At 68.7% G+C, this 15920-nt stretch carries 14 protein-coding genes; 11 read left to right on the top strand and 3 right to left on the bottom strand.

Annotated features, from left to right (window positions below; translation table 11 throughout):
* Positions 1–32 precede the first annotated feature (32 nt).
* Complete coding sequence (locus AC5Y4N_RS10530; RefSeq protein WP_499910240.1) at positions 33–866, top strand: mycofactocin-coupled SDR family oxidoreductase; 834 nt, start codon at positions 33–35, stop codon at positions 864–866.
* On the opposite strand, the gene AC5Y4N_RS10525 is transcribed toward AC5Y4N_RS10530, so the two are convergent.
* Entirely contained in the window at positions 859–2154 is a 1296-nt protein-coding gene (locus tag AC5Y4N_RS10525; RefSeq protein ID WP_499910242.1) for a cryptochrome/photolyase family protein, read from the bottom strand. The genes AC5Y4N_RS10530 and AC5Y4N_RS10525 overlap by 8 nt on opposite strands.
* 129 nt (positions 2155–2283) lie before the next feature.
* On the opposite strand from AC5Y4N_RS10525, the gene dxr reads away from it, so the two are divergent.
* The 10 genes from dxr to AC5Y4N_RS10475 all read left to right on the top strand — a co-directional run bounded on the left by dxr (position 2284) and on the right by AC5Y4N_RS10475 (position 12960).
* On the top strand, positions 2284–3444 hold the full coding sequence (dxr, locus tag AC5Y4N_RS10520) for a 1-deoxy-D-xylulose-5-phosphate reductoisomerase (protein WP_499910244.1): 1161 nt from the start codon (positions 2284–2286) through the stop codon (positions 3442–3444).
* Positions 3441–4652, top strand: a complete 1212-nt coding sequence (locus AC5Y4N_RS10515) for a M50 family metallopeptidase (protein WP_499910246.1) — start codon at positions 3441–3443, stop codon at positions 4650–4652. Before dxr ends, AC5Y4N_RS10515 begins: the two co-directional genes overlap by 4 nt.
* A gap of 17 nt (positions 4653–4669) precedes the next feature.
* Positions 4670–5827 carry a flavodoxin-dependent (E)-4-hydroxy-3-methylbut-2-enyl-diphosphate synthase gene (gene ispG / locus AC5Y4N_RS10510; protein ID WP_499910248.1) on the top strand — a complete coding sequence of 386 codons (1158 nt, stop codon included), beginning with the start codon at positions 4670–4672 and terminating at the stop codon, positions 5825–5827.
* Between the two features lie 42 nt (positions 5828–5869).
* Positions 5870–6724, top strand: a complete 855-nt coding sequence (locus AC5Y4N_RS10505; protein ID WP_499910251.1) for a GNAT family N-acetyltransferase — start codon at positions 5870–5872, stop codon at positions 6722–6724.
* A 112-nt stretch (positions 6725–6836) separates the two neighbouring features.
* Positions 6837–8636: a penicillin-binding transpeptidase domain-containing protein gene (locus AC5Y4N_RS10500; protein ID WP_499910253.1), complete on the top strand. Its 1800-nt coding sequence runs from the start codon at positions 6837–6839 to the stop codon at positions 8634–8636.
* Positions 8637–8684: 48 nt separating this feature from the next.
* A complete protein-coding gene (locus AC5Y4N_RS10495; protein ID WP_499910255.1) occupies positions 8685–9281 on the top strand; it encodes a DUF1707 SHOCT-like domain-containing protein in 597 nt (198 codons plus the stop codon).
* A gap of 10 nt (positions 9282–9291) precedes the next feature.
* Entirely contained in the window at positions 9292–10152 is an 861-nt protein-coding gene (map, locus tag AC5Y4N_RS10490) for a type I methionyl aminopeptidase (RefSeq protein WP_499910256.1), read from the top strand.
* A 10-nt stretch (positions 10153–10162) separates the two neighbouring features.
* The gene (locus AC5Y4N_RS10485; RefSeq protein ID WP_499910258.1) at positions 10163–11668 is read left to right on the top strand and encodes a cobyric acid synthase; all 1506 of its coding nucleotides are present in this window, start codon (positions 10163–10165) and stop codon (positions 11666–11668) included.
* Positions 11647–12324 (top strand): hypothetical protein, encoded by a 678-nt coding sequence (locus tag AC5Y4N_RS10480; protein ID WP_499910260.1) that lies wholly within the window; start codon positions 11647–11649, stop codon positions 12322–12324. Before AC5Y4N_RS10485 ends, AC5Y4N_RS10480 begins: the two co-directional genes overlap by 22 nt.
* A gap of 84 nt (positions 12325–12408) precedes the next feature.
* The gene (locus AC5Y4N_RS10475) at positions 12409–12960 is read left to right on the top strand and encodes an alpha/beta fold hydrolase (RefSeq protein ID WP_499910622.1); all 552 of its coding nucleotides are present in this window, start codon (positions 12409–12411) and stop codon (positions 12958–12960) included.
* A gap of 3 nt (positions 12961–12963) precedes the next feature.
* Here AC5Y4N_RS10475 and ngg read toward each other — a convergent pair whose 3' ends face one another.
* Both ngg and nicT read right to left on the bottom strand, forming a co-directional pair.
* The gene (gene ngg / locus AC5Y4N_RS10470; protein WP_499910262.1) at positions 12964–14724 is read right to left on the bottom strand and encodes an N-acetylglutaminylglutamine synthetase; all 1761 of its coding nucleotides are present in this window, start codon (positions 14722–14724) and stop codon (positions 12964–12966) included.
* A 16-nt stretch (positions 14725–14740) separates the two neighbouring features.
* Complete coding sequence (gene nicT / locus AC5Y4N_RS10465) at positions 14741–15850, bottom strand: Nickel transporter NicT (RefSeq protein ID WP_499910264.1); 1110 nt, start codon at positions 15848–15850, stop codon at positions 14741–14743.
* Positions 15851–15920: the final 70 nt, after the last annotated feature.

Here is a 15920-nt window from a genome sequence, read left to right as displayed (position 1 = left end):
CGTAATGTCTGCTCACCGGGAAGGAGACGACCATGGCGGGGCTGTTCGACGGCAAAGTCGCGTTCATCACGGGAGCCGCGCGCGGGCAGGGCCGTTCGCATGCCGTCCGGTTCGCCGAGGAGGGTGCCGACGTCATCGCCGTCGACCTGTGCGAGCAGATCGACAGCGTCTTCTATCCGATGGCCCGGCCCGAGGACCTCGACGAAACCGTCAACCTGGTCGAGAAGACTGGTCGTCGCATCGTGGCTGAGCGCGCCGACGTACGCGATTTCGACGCCTTGACGTCCGCGGTCTCCCGGGCCGTCGCCGAGCTGGGACGGTTGGACTTCGTGATCGCCAACGCGGGGATCGCGCCGCTGGGCGGTGAGCAGTCGCGTGACATCTCGGCGTATCTGGACGCCGTGAACGTGATGCTCAACGGCGTCTACTTCACGATCGAAGCCGCGCTGCCTGCGATGCTGGCGCACGACGACGGCGGGGCAATCGTGATCACGAGTTCAGCGGCGGGGCTGAAGTCGGTCAACTACTCGTTCGCATCGATGAATCATGGGGCGGCCGGCTACAACGCGGCCAAGCACGGCGTCGTCGGCCTGATGCGCTATTACGCAACCTCGTTGGCAGAGAAGAACATTCGCGTCAACACTGTGCACCCCGGCGGGGTCAACACGCCGATGGTGAACAACGAGAATATGCGCGGGCACGCCGACGAACATCGCGAATTCGGTGCGGCACAACGTCCGTTGCTGCCGGTTGCGTTCATGGATCCGGCCGAGATCACCGAGGCGGTGGTGTACCTGTGCGGTCGCTCGGGACGATGCGTCACCGGCGTCACGTTGCCGGTGGACGCCGGGCTCGTGCTCAAGTGATCTGCCCGTAGCGACGCAGCGCCTCCTTGCGTTCGCGGGCGTGGTCGACGATCGGGTCGGGGTAGTCGGCGCTGCCCAGCTCGGGCACCCACCGGGCGATGTAAGCACCCGCGGGGTCGAACTTTTCGGCCTGGGTGGCCGGATTGAACACGCGGAAGTACGGCGCCGCGTCGGTGCCGCAGCCGGCAGACCACTGCCAGCCGTGCTGGTTGTTGGCCATGTCGCCGTCCACCAGTTGCTCCAGGAACCACCGCGCCCCCCACTGCCATGGCAGGTGGAGGTCCTTGACCAGAAACGACGCGGTGATCATCCGGAGTCGATTGGGCATGAAACCGGTTCGACTCAGTTGCCGCATGCCGGCGTCGACGATCGGGAACCCGGTCTGCCCGGCCTTCCACGCCTCGAACTTGCGCTGCGCGTCCGGGCCGGTGTCGACCTCGATCGCGTCGAAGTTGCGGTTCCAGTTCCACCACGCGCTGTGCGGCCAGTGGAAAAGCACCGCGGCGTAGAAATCACGAAAAGCCAACTCCCGCAAAAACGCAGCATGTCCCTTGCGGCGCGCGTCCAGATCTGCGGCCATGGTGCGCGGATGAATCGTGCCGAACTTCAGGTGCGCCGACATGCGGCTCGTGCCGTCGCGGTCGGGCCGGCTGCGGTTCTCGGCGTAGCCGTCGAGTGCGCCGTCGCGGAACCGCTCCCACTGCCGCAGGGCGGCGCTCTCGCCGGCCGCCACGTCGATCTCGACGCCCGGATCAGGGATCTTCACCGCACCGGTCAGCCCGGCGGGATCGAGCCAGCGCGCCGAATTCGCACCGGAGCCGGCCGGTGCACGCCAGCCGATATCCCGCCACCGGTCGAAGTACGAGGTGAAGACCTTGTACGGACTTCCGTCGTCCTTGGTCACCCGGCCCGGTGACACCAGATACGGCGAGCCCGTCGCCTGCAACGGGACGTTGCCGAGCGCGTCGCGCACTTGTGCGTCACGCCGGCGCCCGAACGGCGCGAAGTCGTCCGAGACGTGCACCGCCGAGGCGCCAATCTCGTTGACAACGGTGGGGATTCGCTCCTCGGGACGGCCGCGCGTGACGTAGAGCCGACCGTCGAGCCCCTCGCGCAGTTCGCGCAGCGAGTCGCACAGGAACTGCAACCGACGTGGGCCCGACGAGTCCTCCAGTCGCGGGTCGAGCACGAAGCAGGCGAGCACGTCGTCACCGTCGCCCGCGGCGGCGAGCAGGCACGGCAAGTCTTGGAGCCGCAGGTCGCGGCGAAACCACAACAGCGTCGGCACCAGACCCATGCTGCCCGCCGCCCGAGCCTCATGGGGCGGCGATGTGTGTTACGAGTTCGGGACGCGTTGTGGCCGGAGCCGCCGCGTGGGTGTGGCCCGCCGGGCCGTCGGCTCGGGCACAATAGGCAGGTGAGCAAGCCGACGCGAGTGCTCATTTTGGGCAGCACCGGCTCAATCGGCACCCAGGCGTTAGAGGTGATCGCAGCCAATCCCGACCGGTTCCAGGTGGTCGGTCTGGCGGCCGGCGGGGCCAACGCCCAGCTGCTGGCCGAGCAGCGCCACACCACCGGCGTCACCAACGTCGCCGTCGCAGACCCGGCCGCCGCCGAGGCCGTCGGCGACGTCACCTACAGCGGGCCCGACGCCGCGACCGAACTGGTCCGCAATACCGAGGCCGACGTGGTTCTCAACGCTTTGGTGGGTGCGCTCGGCTTGAAGCCCACCCTGGCCGCGCTGGAATCCGGCGCACGGCTGGCGCTGGCCAACAAGGAGTCGCTGGTCGCCGGCGGCCCGCTGGTACTGAAGGCGGCCCGGCCGGGCCAGATCGTGCCCGTCGACTCCGAGCACTCCGCGTTGGCTCAATGCCTGCGGGCGGGGCAGCCGCGCGAGGTGGCGAGGCTGGTGCTGACCGCCTCGGGCGGACCGTTCCGCGGCTGGTCGGCGGCCGACCTCGAGAACGTGACGCCCGAGCAGGCCGGGGCGCACCCCACCTGGTCGATGGGGCCGATGAACACGCTGAATTCGGCGTCGCTGGTGAACAAGGGACTCGAGCTCATCGAGACGCACCTGCTGTTCGGCGTGCGCTACGAGGACATCGACGTCGTGGTGCACCCCCAGTCGATCGTGCACTCGATGGTCACGTTCACCGACGGTTCGACGATCGCCCAGGCCAGCCCGCCCGACATGAAGCTGCCGATCTCGCTGGCGCTGGGCTGGCCCGATCGCGTGCCGGGGGCGGCGGCGGCCTGCGATTTCTCGGCCGCGAGCAGCTGGGAGTTCGAGCCGCTGGACGGCAGCGTCTTTCCGGCCGTCGACCTGGCCCGCGAGGCGGGCAAGCGGGGTGGCTGCCTGACCGCGGTCTACAACGCGGCCAACGAAGAGGCCGCCGCCGCGTTCCTGGCCGGGCGGATCCGCTTCCCGGCGATCGTGCGGACCATCGCCGACGTGCTCGCCAGTGCCGACCAGTGGGCCGCCGAACCCGCTACCGTGGAGGACGTACTCGACGCGCAGCACTGGGCGCGGGCCCAGGCACGTCGCGTCTTCGCGCAGGAGGTCATACCCGCCCGATGATTTTCGTGATCGGCATCGTGCTGTTCGCAGCCTTCATCCTGGTGTCCGTCGCGCTGCACGAGTGCGGCCACATGTGGGCCGCGCGCGCGACGGGAATGAAGGTGCGGCGGTACTTCGTCGGGTTCGGTCCGACGCTGTGGTCGACGCGGCGAGCCAACAAGCTGGGTTCGACGGAGTACGGCGTGAAGGCCATTCCGCTCGGCGGTTTCTGCGACATCGCGGGCATGACGTCGGTCGAGGAGCTCAAGCCCGACGAAGAGCCTTACGCGATGTACAAGCAGAAGGCATGGAAGCGGGTGGCGGTGTTGTTCGCCGGCCCCGCGATGAACTTCCTCGTCGGGCTCGTGGTGGTCTACGGGATCGCAGTGGTGTGGGGACTGCCGAACCTGAACCCCGACACCCGCGCGGTCGTCGGCGAAACCACATGTGTGCAGCCCGAAATCGCGAAGGGCAAGCTCGGACAATGCGCCGGCGCCGGTCCCGCCGCCGCCGCGAACATCCGCGCCGGCGACGTGATCGTCAAGATCGGCGACAAGGACGTGCACAGCTTCGAAGACGTCGTCGCCGCGGTCCAGCCGCTGACGGGGCCGACGCCGGTGGTCGTCGAACGTGGCGGCCAGCGCATCGACACCGTCGTGAACGTCACCCGCACGCAGCGGTTCGTCGGCGACACGGCGTCGCAGGTCGGGGCCATCGGCATCAAGGCTGCGCCTCAACCCGGCCCGACGCAGTACAACGCACTGACCGCGGTGCCCGCGACGTTCGCGTTCACGGGCGATCTCGGGGTGCGGCTCGGTCAGGCGCTGCTGGCGATCCCCACCAAGGTCGGTGCGCTGCTGCACGCGATCGGCGGCGGCGAGCGCGACATGGACACGCCGATCAGCGTGGTCGGTGCCTCGATCATCGGCGGCGACACCGTCGACCACGGCCTGTGGGTGATGTTCTGGTTCTTGCTGGCCCAGCTGAACTTCGTGCTGGGCGCGGTGAACCTGATCCCGCTGTTGCCGTTCGACGGCGGCCACATCGCGATCGCGGTGTTCGAGAAGGTGCGCAACATGATCCGTTCGGTGCGCGGCAAAGCCGCCGCGGCGCCGGTCAACTACCTGAAGTTGATGCCCGCGACGTACGTGGTCCTGATCGTGGTGGTCGGCTACATGCTGCTGACCGTGACCGCTGATGTGGTCAACCCGATCCGGCTGTTCCAATAGCTCTCTAGGAGATACAGATGACCGTCGGCAGCGTTGGCCTCGGCATGCCGAACCTGCCCGCTCCCACGCTGGCGCCCCGGCGCAAAACCCGTCAGCTGATGGTGGGCAATGTCGGCATCGGCAGCGACTACCCGATCGCCGTGCAGTCCATGACCACGACGAAGACCCATGACGTCAATGCCACCCTGCAGCAGATCGCGGAGCTGACGGCGTCCGGTTGCGACATCGTGCGGGTGGCGTGCCCGCGGCAGGAAGACGCCGACGCGCTGGCCGAAATCGCCCGGCACAGCCAGATCCCGGTGATCGCCGACATCCACTTCCAGCCGAAGTACATCTTCGCCGCGATCGACGCCGGCTGCGCGGCGGTGCGGGTGAACCCCGGCAACATCAAGGAATTCGACGGCAGGGTCAAGGAGGTCGCCAAGGCGGCCGGTGACGCCGGTATCCCGATCCGCATCGGCGTCAACGCCGGCTCGCTGGACAAGCGATTCTTGGCCAAATACGGCAAGGCCACTCCAGAGGCGCTGGTCGAGTCGGCGCTGTGGGAGGCGTCGCTGTTCGAAGAACACGGGTTCGGCGACATCAAGATCAGCGTCAAGCACAACGACCCGGTCATCATGGTGGCCGCCTACGAACTGCTGGCGTCGCAGTGCGACTACCCGCTGCACCTCGGGGTGACCGAAGCCGGTCCGGCATTCCAGGGCACGATCAAATCCGCGGTCGCATTCGGGGCGCTGCTGTCGCGCGGCATCGGCGACACGATCCGGGTTTCGCTGTCCGCGCCGCCGGTCGAAGAGGTCAAGGTCGGCAACCAGATCCTCGAGTCACTGAACCTGCGGCCGCGCTCGCTGGAGATCGTCTCGTGCCCGTCATGTGGCCGCGCGCAAGTCGACGTCTACACGCTGGCCAACGAGGTCACCGCCGGGCTCGAGGGTCTCGACGTGCCGCTGCGGGTCGCGGTGATGGGCTGTGTGGTCAACGGGCCGGGGGAGGCCCGTGAAGCCGACCTCGGCGTGGCTTCGGGAAACGGCAAGGGCCAGATCTTCGTCAAGGGCGAGGTGATCAAAACCGTGCCGGAATCGCAGATCGTCGAGACGCTGATCGAAGAGGCCATGCGAATCGCAGAAGAGCGTGGCTCAGATGCCAGCGGTTCACCGGTGGTGACCGTAAGCTGATGGCGTAGCTTCCGGCCGGAAAGAGCGGCAGAAAGAATCCCCATGTCGGCTCCACCGATCCTTCGTCTGGTCGACGAACGGCGTGTCTCGGTGGCGCGCGACGGAGCGGCGGTGCAGCGGGTGCTCGACGCCGACCCGGTCGGCAGCTGCATGGTGGCGGCGCGGGTCGCCGAGTACGGCGTCGATCCGGTGGCGATCGGCGGCGAGCTGTGGACCCGCCGCGGACCCGACGAATCCCTTTGTTACGCAGGCGCAAACCTGATCCCGCTGCGCGGCACGACGGGCGACCTGCACGCGTTTGCCGACAAGGCGATGGGCGTGGCGCGGCGGTGCTCGTCGGTGGTGGGCCGAGCGGAGTTGGTGCTGCCGATGTGGGGTCGGCTGGAGCACGCCTGGGGGCCGGCGCGCGACGTGCGTGCCCATCAGCCGCTGATGGCGATGGCGACGCGGCCGTCGTGTGTGATCGACGCCGGGGTGCGGCGGGTGCGCGTCGACGAGCTCGAGCCGTACCTGGTGGCGGCGATCGACATGTTCATCGGCGAGGTCGGCATCGACCCGCGGCTCGGCGACGGCGGCCGCGGCTACCGGAGGCGCGTCGCGGGCCTGATCGCGGCGGGCCGGGCCTGGGCTCGCTTCGAGCACGGCCAAGTGATCTTCAAGGCCGAGGTGGGCTCGCAGTCCCCGGCCGTGGGGCAGATCCAGGGTGTCTGGGTGCACCCGGAGTACCGCGGCCGCGGCCTGGGCATCGCGGGGACGGCAGCGGTGGTCGCGGCTGTCGTCGACAGCGGCCGGATCGCCAGCCTGTACGTCAACGACTTCAACACCGTCGCCCGCGCGGCGTACGCGCACGTCGGCTTCGCCGAGGTCGGCACGTTCGCGACCGTGCTGCTGGACTGAGCCGCGACTTCGGCGCGCGCACGTGCGCTGAGCTTCGGTTTGCGCGCCGAAATCGCTTTCGGTCGGTGCGCCTCCGCCGAGGGCGCGTGACCACTTCGTAACATCAGCCTCAATGGCAACACGAGTAACAACCTTCCTGGCTGTCGCCGTCCTGGTGGCGGGCGCACTCGTCGGCTGCACACCTCGGCCTGACGGACCGGCCCCGGCCGCCCAGCAGTTCTTCGCCGCGCTGGCCACCGGCAACACCAGCGCAGCCGCCGCGCTGTCCGACCGCCCCGACGACGCCCGCGCCGCGCTCAATGCCGCGTGGGCGGGTCTGCAGGCCACCAGCCTGGACGCACAGGTGGTGGCCGCGAGCTTCTACGAGGACACCGGCGCCGTCGACTACCGCTACACCTGGCATCTGCCGAAGAACCGGACATGGACGTACGACGGCCGGCTCTCGATGATCCGCGAGGAAGGCCGCTGGCAGGTGCGCTGGACACCTGCCGGTTTGCACCCCAAACTCGGCGAGCACCAGACACTTGCCCTGCGCGCCGACCCGCCGACCCGCGCGTCCGTCAACGAGGTCGGCGGCTCGGACGTGCTCAAGCCCGGCTACCTCTACCACTACGAGCTCGACGCCAAGCAGGCTGGGCTGCAACTGATGCCGACGGCGCGGGCGGTCGTCGAGGCGTTGCGGCCATTCGACAACACGCTGGACCCGCAGCGGCTGGCCGAGCAGGCCAGCTCGACCACCGAGCGGGTGGACCTGGTCACGCTGCGGCCCGACGACAACAATCGCGTGTCGCCGGCGATCGGGCAGCTGCCCGGGGTGGTGGTGACGCCGCAACCGGAGATGTTGCCCACCGACGACGGGTTCGCACCGGCATTGGTCGCGCAGGTGAAGAAGGCGGTGACAGCCCAGCTCGACGGCGAAGCCGGGTGGCGGGTGGTCAGCGTCAACCAGAACGGCGTCGACGTGGGCGTGCTCAGCGAGGTGCCCGGCAAGCCTGCACCGTCGGTGTCGATCACCCTGGACCGCTCGATTCAGAACGCGGCTCAGCGCGCGGTCGGCAACGTCGGCAAGCAGGCGATGATCGTCGTGATCAGGCCGTCGACGGGCGCGATCTTGGCGGTCGCACAGAACGCCGCGGCCGACGCCCAAGGTCCGCTGGCCACGACGGGCCTGTTCCCACCCGGCTCGACGTTCAAGATGATCACCGCGGGTGCGGCGATTGAACGGGACATGGCCACGCCCAACACGCTGCTGGGCTGCCCCGGCACGCTGGACATCGGGCACCGCACGGTGCCGAACTACGGGAAGTTCGATCTCGGTGTGGTGCCGATGTCGCGGGCGTTCGCGAGTTCGTGCAACACCACGTTCGCCGAGTTGGCCAGCCGGATGCCGCCGCGGGCATTGAGCGACGCAGCCGCGCAGTACGGCATCGGGCTCGATTACGACGTGGCCGGTATCCCGACCGTGACGGGCTCGGTGCCGCCGACGGTGAACCTCGCCGAACGCACCGAGGACGGCTTCGGGCAGGGCAAGGTCCTGGTCAGCCCGTTCGGGATGGCACTGGCCGCGGCCACGGTGGCCGCCGGCAAAACGCCTGTGCCGCAACTGATCACGGGCCGGCCCACCGGAATCACCGGCAAGCGCACCGACGTGACACCGCAGATGCTGGACGGCCTGCGGCCGATGATGCGGCTGGTGGTCACCAACGGCACGGCCAAAGACATCGCCGACGCGGGGGAGGTCTACGGCAAGACCGGGGAGGCGGAGTTCCAGGGTGGCTCGCACTCGTGGTTCTCCGGTTACCGCGGCGACATGGCGTTCGCGGCGCTGATCGTCGGGGGCGGCAGCTCCGAGTATGCGGTGCGGATGGTCAAGTACATGCTCTCGCAGCTGCCGCCGGACTATCTGGCCTGATCTCGCGCCCGCGAGAGCTGGGCCAGCGCGCGGTAACTTGGAGGGGTCATGACCAGTGAACAGCCCCTGGAACTGCGCATCAGCGACGCCGACCGCAACGGCACGCTGCGGCGGCTGGCCAATGCGCTGGCGCTCGGGCTGATCGACATCGACGAGTTCGACGAGCGCTCGTCACAGGTCTCGCGGGCACGCACCCGCGGCGAGCTCGACGGCGTGGTGGGCGACCTGCCCGCGCCCGGCGCGATCGTCACGTCGGCCGCGGATCGGGTGGAGCTGCGCGGTTGGGCCGGCTCGCTGCGGCGCCACGGGGAATGGGTGGTGCCCACCCGGCTCGCCCTGGTCCGCCGCTTCGGCTCGATCGAACTCGACTTGACCAAGGCCCGCTTCGCCGGGCCGGTCGTCGTCATCGAACTCGACATGGTCCGCGGCTCGGTCGACATCCGGCTACCCGACGGCGCGAGTGCGTCCATCGACGACGTGACGGTCTACGGCGGCAGCGCACGCGACCGTCGCAAAGAACCGCCGGCTGAAGGCACGCCACATGTCGTGTTCACCGGCCGCCTGATCCTCGGCTCGTTGACCATCCGTGGGCCGCGGCAGCGGGGTCCGAAGCTGCCGACGCTGCGCGGGCTCGGTAATCGTTAGGCTGGTGGACATGCCTGTTCGTGCTGCCCTGCGCTCCGGCGTGCTCTCACCCACCCGCCCGGTGCCGCCGTCGATTCCGCGGCCCGAGTACGCCTGGAAACCGACCGTGAACGAAGGCAGCGAACCGTGGGTGCAGACCCCTGAGGTGATCGAGAACATGCGCATCGCGGGCCGCATCGCCGCGGGCGCACTCGCCGAGGCGGGCAAGGCGGTCGCGCCCGGCGTCACCACCGACGACCTGGACCGCATCGCCCACGAGTACATGGTCGACCACGGCGCTTATCCGTCGACCTTGGGCTACAAGGGTTTTCCGAAATCCTGCTGCACCTCCCTGAACGAGATCATCTGCCACGGCATCCCCGATTCCACGGTGATCGAAGACGGCGACATCGTGAACATCGACGTGACCGCCTACATCAACGGCGTGCACGGTGACACCAACGCCACCTTCCTGGCCGGCGACGTCTCCGATGAGCACCGGCTGCTGGTCGAGCGCACTCACGAGGCGATGATGCGCGCGATCAAGGCGGTCAAGCCGGGCCGGTCGCTGTCGGTGGTCGGACGGGTCATCGAGTCGTACGCAAACCGCTTCGGCTACAACGTGGTTCGTGACTTCACCGGGCACGGCATCGGCACCACCTTCCACAACGGCCTGGTGGTGCTGCACTACGACCAGCCGTCGGTCACCACGATCATCGAGCCCGGCATGACGTTCACCATCGAGCCGATGATCAATCTCGGCTCATTGGATTACGAGATCTGGGACGACGGCTGGACCGTGGCCACCAAGGACCGCAAGTGGAGCGCGCAGTTCGAGCACACACTGGTGGTCACCGACGACGGCGCCGAGATCCTGACGCTCGCCGAATGACGCAGCCGCGGTGACCGGGGCGCTGCTGATCGCGGGCACCAGCTCTGATGCCGGCAAGTCGATGGTCGTCGCCGGGCTGTGCCGGCTGCTGGCCCGCAACGGCGTGAAGGTCGCCCCGTTCAAAGCGCAGAACATGTCCAACAACTCGGCGGTGACCGTCGAAGGCGGCGAGATCGGCCGCGCGCAGGCCGTGCAAGCCCGGGCGTGCGGGCTGGAGCCGAGTGTCCGCTTCAACCCGATCCTGTTGAAGCCGGGCGGCGACCGGTCGTCGCAGCTGGTGGTGCGCGGCCGGGTGACGGGCACGGTCAGCGCCGGCGACTACATCGAGCACCGCGAGCGGCTTGCTGCCGTGGTGGCCGAGGAGCTGCAGGCGCTGCGCGACGAGTTCGACGCGGTGATCTGCGAAGGGGCCGGCTCGCCTGCCGAAATCAACCTGCGGGCAACGGATCTCGCAAACATGGGGCTGGCCAGAGCCGCGAAGCTGCCCGTGCTGCTGGTTGGCGACATCGACCGCGGCGGGCTGCTCGCGCACTTGTTCGGCACGCTCGCCGTGCTGGATCCGGACGACCAGAAGCTGATCACCGGCTTCGTGGTCAACAAGTTCCGCGGCGACCCGGCTCTGCTCGAGCCGGGACTGCGGCAGCTCGAAAAGCTCACGGGCCGGCCCACATACGGCGTGCTGCCCTACGTCGACGAGCTGTGGCTGGACACCGAGGATTCGCTTTCGGTGCTGGCGGACCGGATCGTCGGCAAGCCTCAGCCACCGTGCGGTACCCAGTGGCTGACGGTCGTCGCGATCCGCCTGCCTCGCGTCTCCAACTCCACCGACGTCGAGGCGCTGGCCTGCGAACCCGGCGTGCGGGTGCAGTGGAGCACCGACCCGGCCACGGTCGCCGGCGCCGACGTCGTGGTGATCCCCGGCACCAAAGCCACGGTGGCAGACCTGGATTGGCTGCGGTCGCATGGTCTGGCCGAAGCCGTGCAACGCCACGCCGACGCCGGCAAACCGGTGCTCGGCATCTGCGGCGGTCTGCAAATGCTGTGCAGCACAATCGACGACCGCGTCGAGTCCCGCGCGGGCAGCGTCGCCGGACTCGGCCTGTTGGACGCCGACGTGCAGTTCTGCCCCGACAAGACCCTGCTGCGCCACCACGCGCCGCTCGCCGGCTACGAGATCCACCACGGGCAGCTGCGCAGGTGCACCGAAGAGAACTGGTCGGACGTGGGGATCCGGCGCGACAACGTGTACGGGACGCATTGGCACGGGCTGTTCGACAACGACGTATTCCGGCGCGACTGGCTCACCCAGGCGGCGGCCGCCGCGGGCCGCGAAGGGTTCGTCGTGGCTGACGACGTCGACGTGGCCGCCCGGCGCGACGCGCAACTCGATATCCTCGCCGACCTGCTCGGCGCACACGTCGACGTCGATGCGGTATGGGAACTCGTCGCCAGCGGACCACCGGCCCGGCCCGTCGTCACCAGTACCCTGACAGCGTGCCCAAGCCCCTCGCCCTGATCGCGGCCGTCGCTTCGGCGGTGTCGGTCGCCGGATGCGCCACCACGGTCAGCGGCACCCCGACGTGGCCGGGGGCCAAGCTCGCCAAGGTTTTGCTGACTGCGGCCGACTTCCCGCCGGGTGTCGGCTACGGACGCATCGTCGAGCAGCCCGGCGAGTCCGGCAAAGCCGGCGCTCCGCCGCCGATGCCCTCGCGGCCCCAAGGTTGCTCTAACGGCCTCACCGACGTGATCACGTCGCACGCCGAACGCGGTCCCGGCAGCGCGGCGAAGTACAACGTGATCTACGACGGCGCCCGCATCGTGATCACGGTGCTCACCTCGCCGATGAACCTCGACGCAATCGCGGCGGAGGCCGACCGCTGCCAACGGTTCGACACCTATTTCGACCGCGGCTCGCCGCCCATTCCGATCACCACCAGCAAGCTGGCGTCATCGCGGCCGAATCAGCTGGTGTACCAGCAGACAATGACCCTGCACGGTGTCGACAGCAGCGTCTACGAGTCGTTCGAGAACGTCGGCTCGATGGCGGTGTTCGGAATGGCTTTTCCCACAACCACTCTCGGCGCCGGCCAGTCGTCAGCGCCGAAAGCCTCTCTGCCGCAAACGTTCCTCGAGATCGCCGACCGGCAAGCCCAGCGAATGCAAGACGCCTGAGCAGCTGAGCATCTGCTGGCAGACACGCGAAAACGGCCCGCCGCCGCAGTCAACACCTGTAGCGTCCAACAAGTGCCTTCGACGATGCTCACCGTCGACGGATTCCCGATAACGGTCGGCGTGACCGGTCCTGAGAAAGGACCTGTCGTGACGCTGCTCGGGGGAACGCAGCAAGCGCCCGCGGCGTACGACCCGCTGTGCCACCGGCTGCACACTGCGTCGCTGCGCACAGTCGTCATCGCGCCGGATCGTCGGCTGACGCCGAAATCGGTGGTGGGGATCCTCGACTCGCTGGACGTGAAGTGGGCGGTGCTGGTCGGCGATCGCGTCGGCGGCGAACTCGCATGGGAGCTGGCTGCGAGCCGGCTCGACCGGTTCACCGGTCTGGTGGTGATCGACCGGGGGCATCCGCGCGTCCCCGACTTGACCGGCGTGGTGCGCGACGAGCACTGCCCGCCCGTCGAGGTCAACACCACGGCGATGGTCAGCACGGCGGCCGCGCGGGCGGTCGCGGTGGCCAGCCAGCGCTACGTCTACGGCGACTACCGGATCGTCGAGATGCTGGGCCGGCGCCACGCGCAGCAGTCGACGGCGCAGTTGGCGGCCGAGATCGTGTTGCGCACCAGCACCTGGTGACTGTCAGGGCTGCGGCGCTTCCGGAGTCCAGGCCTGCGGCAGCCGGGGGTGCCCGGGGAACAGGAAGTCGATGAATGCCGCGGCGGTTGGCTGCGGCTCGTGGTTGGCCAGCCCCGGGCGCTCGTTGGCCTCGATGAACACGTACTCCTCGCCGCTCACGTCGGGCACCAGCAGGTCGATGCCGGTCACCGGGATGCCGATGGCCTCGGCCATCTTCACCGCCACGCGGCACAACTCGGGGCTGACCTTGGCGGTGACGTCGTGGATCGTGCCGCCCTGGTGCAGGTTGGCGGTCCGGCGCACCCGCAGCCGGGTGCCTTCCGGCAGCACGTCGTCGAAGGACCAGCCGGCTTCGCGGACCGTGCCTTCAGTCACCGCGTCGAGCGGGATGCGCGACTCTCCGCCGGTCGCGGCGGACCGGCGCCGGCTCTCCGCCTCGATGAGGTCACGCACGCTGTGCCGCCCGGTGCCGATGACCTCCGCAGGCTTGCGGATCGCCGCGGCGACGACCTTGCCGTCGATCACGACGAGGCGCAGGTCTTCGCCGCGGGCGCGCTGCTCGATCAGCACCTCAGGACAGTGCTCGTGCGCTCGTGCCAGTGCCGCGTCGAGTTCGTCGTGCCCGTCGACACCGACCGTGATGCCCTTGCCCTGCTCGCCGCGCGTGGGTTTGACGACGACGTCGCCGACCTCGTCGTAGAACTTGTGGTCCTGTTCGTCGAATGTGGCCAGACGCCCGCGCGACACCGTGATGCCGGCCTCCACGGCGATGCGGCGGGTGCGGCGCTTGTCGTCGCAGCGGCTCATCGCGACCGCGGAGGTGAACTCCGACAGCGATTCGCGGGTGACGACGCTGCGGCCGCCGTGGGTGAGGCGCAGCTCGCCGGTCTCGGCGTCGAGCACTTCCACCTGGATGCCCCGCCGCAACGCTTCGTCGGCGATGATGCGGGCGTACGGGTTCAGGTCGTCGACGGTCTCGGGCGTGATCGCGGTGAACAGCGGCTCGTTGATCGCGTTCTTGCGCTTGATGCACAGGACCGGCACACGGTTGAAGCCGAGCTTCTCGTAGAGCGCGATCGCGGCGTGGTTGTCGTGCACCACCGACAGGTCCATGTAAGAGCGGCCCAGCCGGCGGTAGTGCTCGGCGAGCGCGCGGGTGAGCGCCTCGCCGACGCCGGGCAGCCCGGCGGCCGGGTCGACGGCAAGTGTCCACAGGCTGGTGCCGTGCTCCGGATCGTCGAAGAGCACCCAATGGTCCACGCCGGTGACGGTGCCGACGATCGCACCGTCGGTGTCGCGCACCGCGACCAGATAGGTGACCGCCTCGCAGTTGAGGTGGTTGTCCCAGATGACGTCCACCCGGGCGGGCACCATTCCGCAGCGGACGTACACCCGGTTCATCTCGTCGGCGTCGTCGCGAGACTCCAAGGGCCGCACCGTGATTCCGGTGGGCGTCCAGTCCAGCGACTCGTCGGTGAACCGCAACCGGTAGGTGTGGCTGGGGTCGATGAACAGCTCGTGCGGGCTGCGGGCGACGACGACGTGCGCTTCGCGGGCGTACATGCAGATGTCACGGCGACCGGGGCCTTCGCGGCGCAGCACCTCGGCGAGTTCGTCGGGATCGGAGAACGTCTGCCCGAAGACCAGCCGGCCCCAGCCCAGATCCAGCACCACGTTGTTGGGCATCGCGTCCACCAGGTGTGCTGGCGGCACGTCGTGCAACCCGAGCGTGATGGCCTCGGGGTACTCGTCACCTGCGGCCACCTGACTGACCCTACCGTCAGTTGTCGGTCGCCACCGCCCAACGTTCCTCGATGCGGCCGAAGCGCCAGACCGACACGGCCACCGCCCATGTCAACAGGAACAGCCCGACGATGACGAAGCCCACGATGTTGAGGTCGACACCGGCGACCCAGTCCCAGACCCCGCCGGACAGCCCCAGCTGCTCAGCCAGCAGGCCCAGCAGTTCCACGCTGCCGATCACGAACGCCACCGCCACCGACAGCCCGGTGACCGTGAGGTTGTAGTACACCTTGCGCAGCGGTTTGGAGAACGCCCAGCCGTAGGCGAAGTTCATGAACGTGCCGTCGACGGTGTCCAGCAGGCTCATGCCCGCGGCGAACAGCACGGGCAGGCACATGATCGCGTACCAGGGCACCCCGGCGACAGCGCTGGTGCCGGCAAGCACCAGCAGCGCGATCTCGGTGGCGGTGTCGAAGCCCAGCCCGAACAGCAGCCCGAGCGGGTACATGTGCCACGACTTGGTGATCGACCGGGTGAAACGGCCGAACAGTCTGTTCAGCAGGCCGCGACCGTTGAGTTGCGCTTCCAGCGCGGCGTCGTCGCAGGTGCCGCCGCGCATCCGCACGAAGACCCGCACGATGCCGACCAGGATGACGAGGTTGATCGCCGCGATCAGGTACAGGAACAGCCCGGACACGCTGGTGCCGATCAGCCCGGTGTAGTGGTGCAGCGCCGACGAGTCGTCTTCCACCGGACCGACGATCGCCTTGACGCCCAGCGACAGCAGCACGGCCAGGCCAAAGACCACCGTCGAATGACCGAGCGAGAAGAAAAACCCGACACCCAGCGGGCGTTGGCCGTCGCTCATCAGCTTGCGGGTGGTGTTGTCGATGGCGGCGATGTGGTCGGCGTCGAACGCGTGCCGAAGGCCCAGCGTGTATGCGGTCAGCCCGACGCCGATGCCCAGCGCTTTGTCGCCGACGCTGTAGTGCTCCGGGGCCACGAACCCGACGAGCGTGATCCAGCCGACCAGGTGCAGCAGCGCGATGACGCCGAACATCGACGACAGTGCCAACCATTCGCGGCGGGTCAGTGCGGCGCGCGCGCGTGCCAGCCAAGAAGTGGGCTGCGGCGGTGCATCGGTCACCACTGTCCGACGGTATGTCGTCTTGCAAGCGATTTGCAAGAGCGGGTATCGGTGCCTGGCTTGTCGGTGG

The organism is Mycobacterium sp. NGS19 (assembly GCF_059813155.1).
Note: the sequence above shows the minus strand (reverse complement) of the source record. Positions and strands in the feature narration are given on the sequence as shown.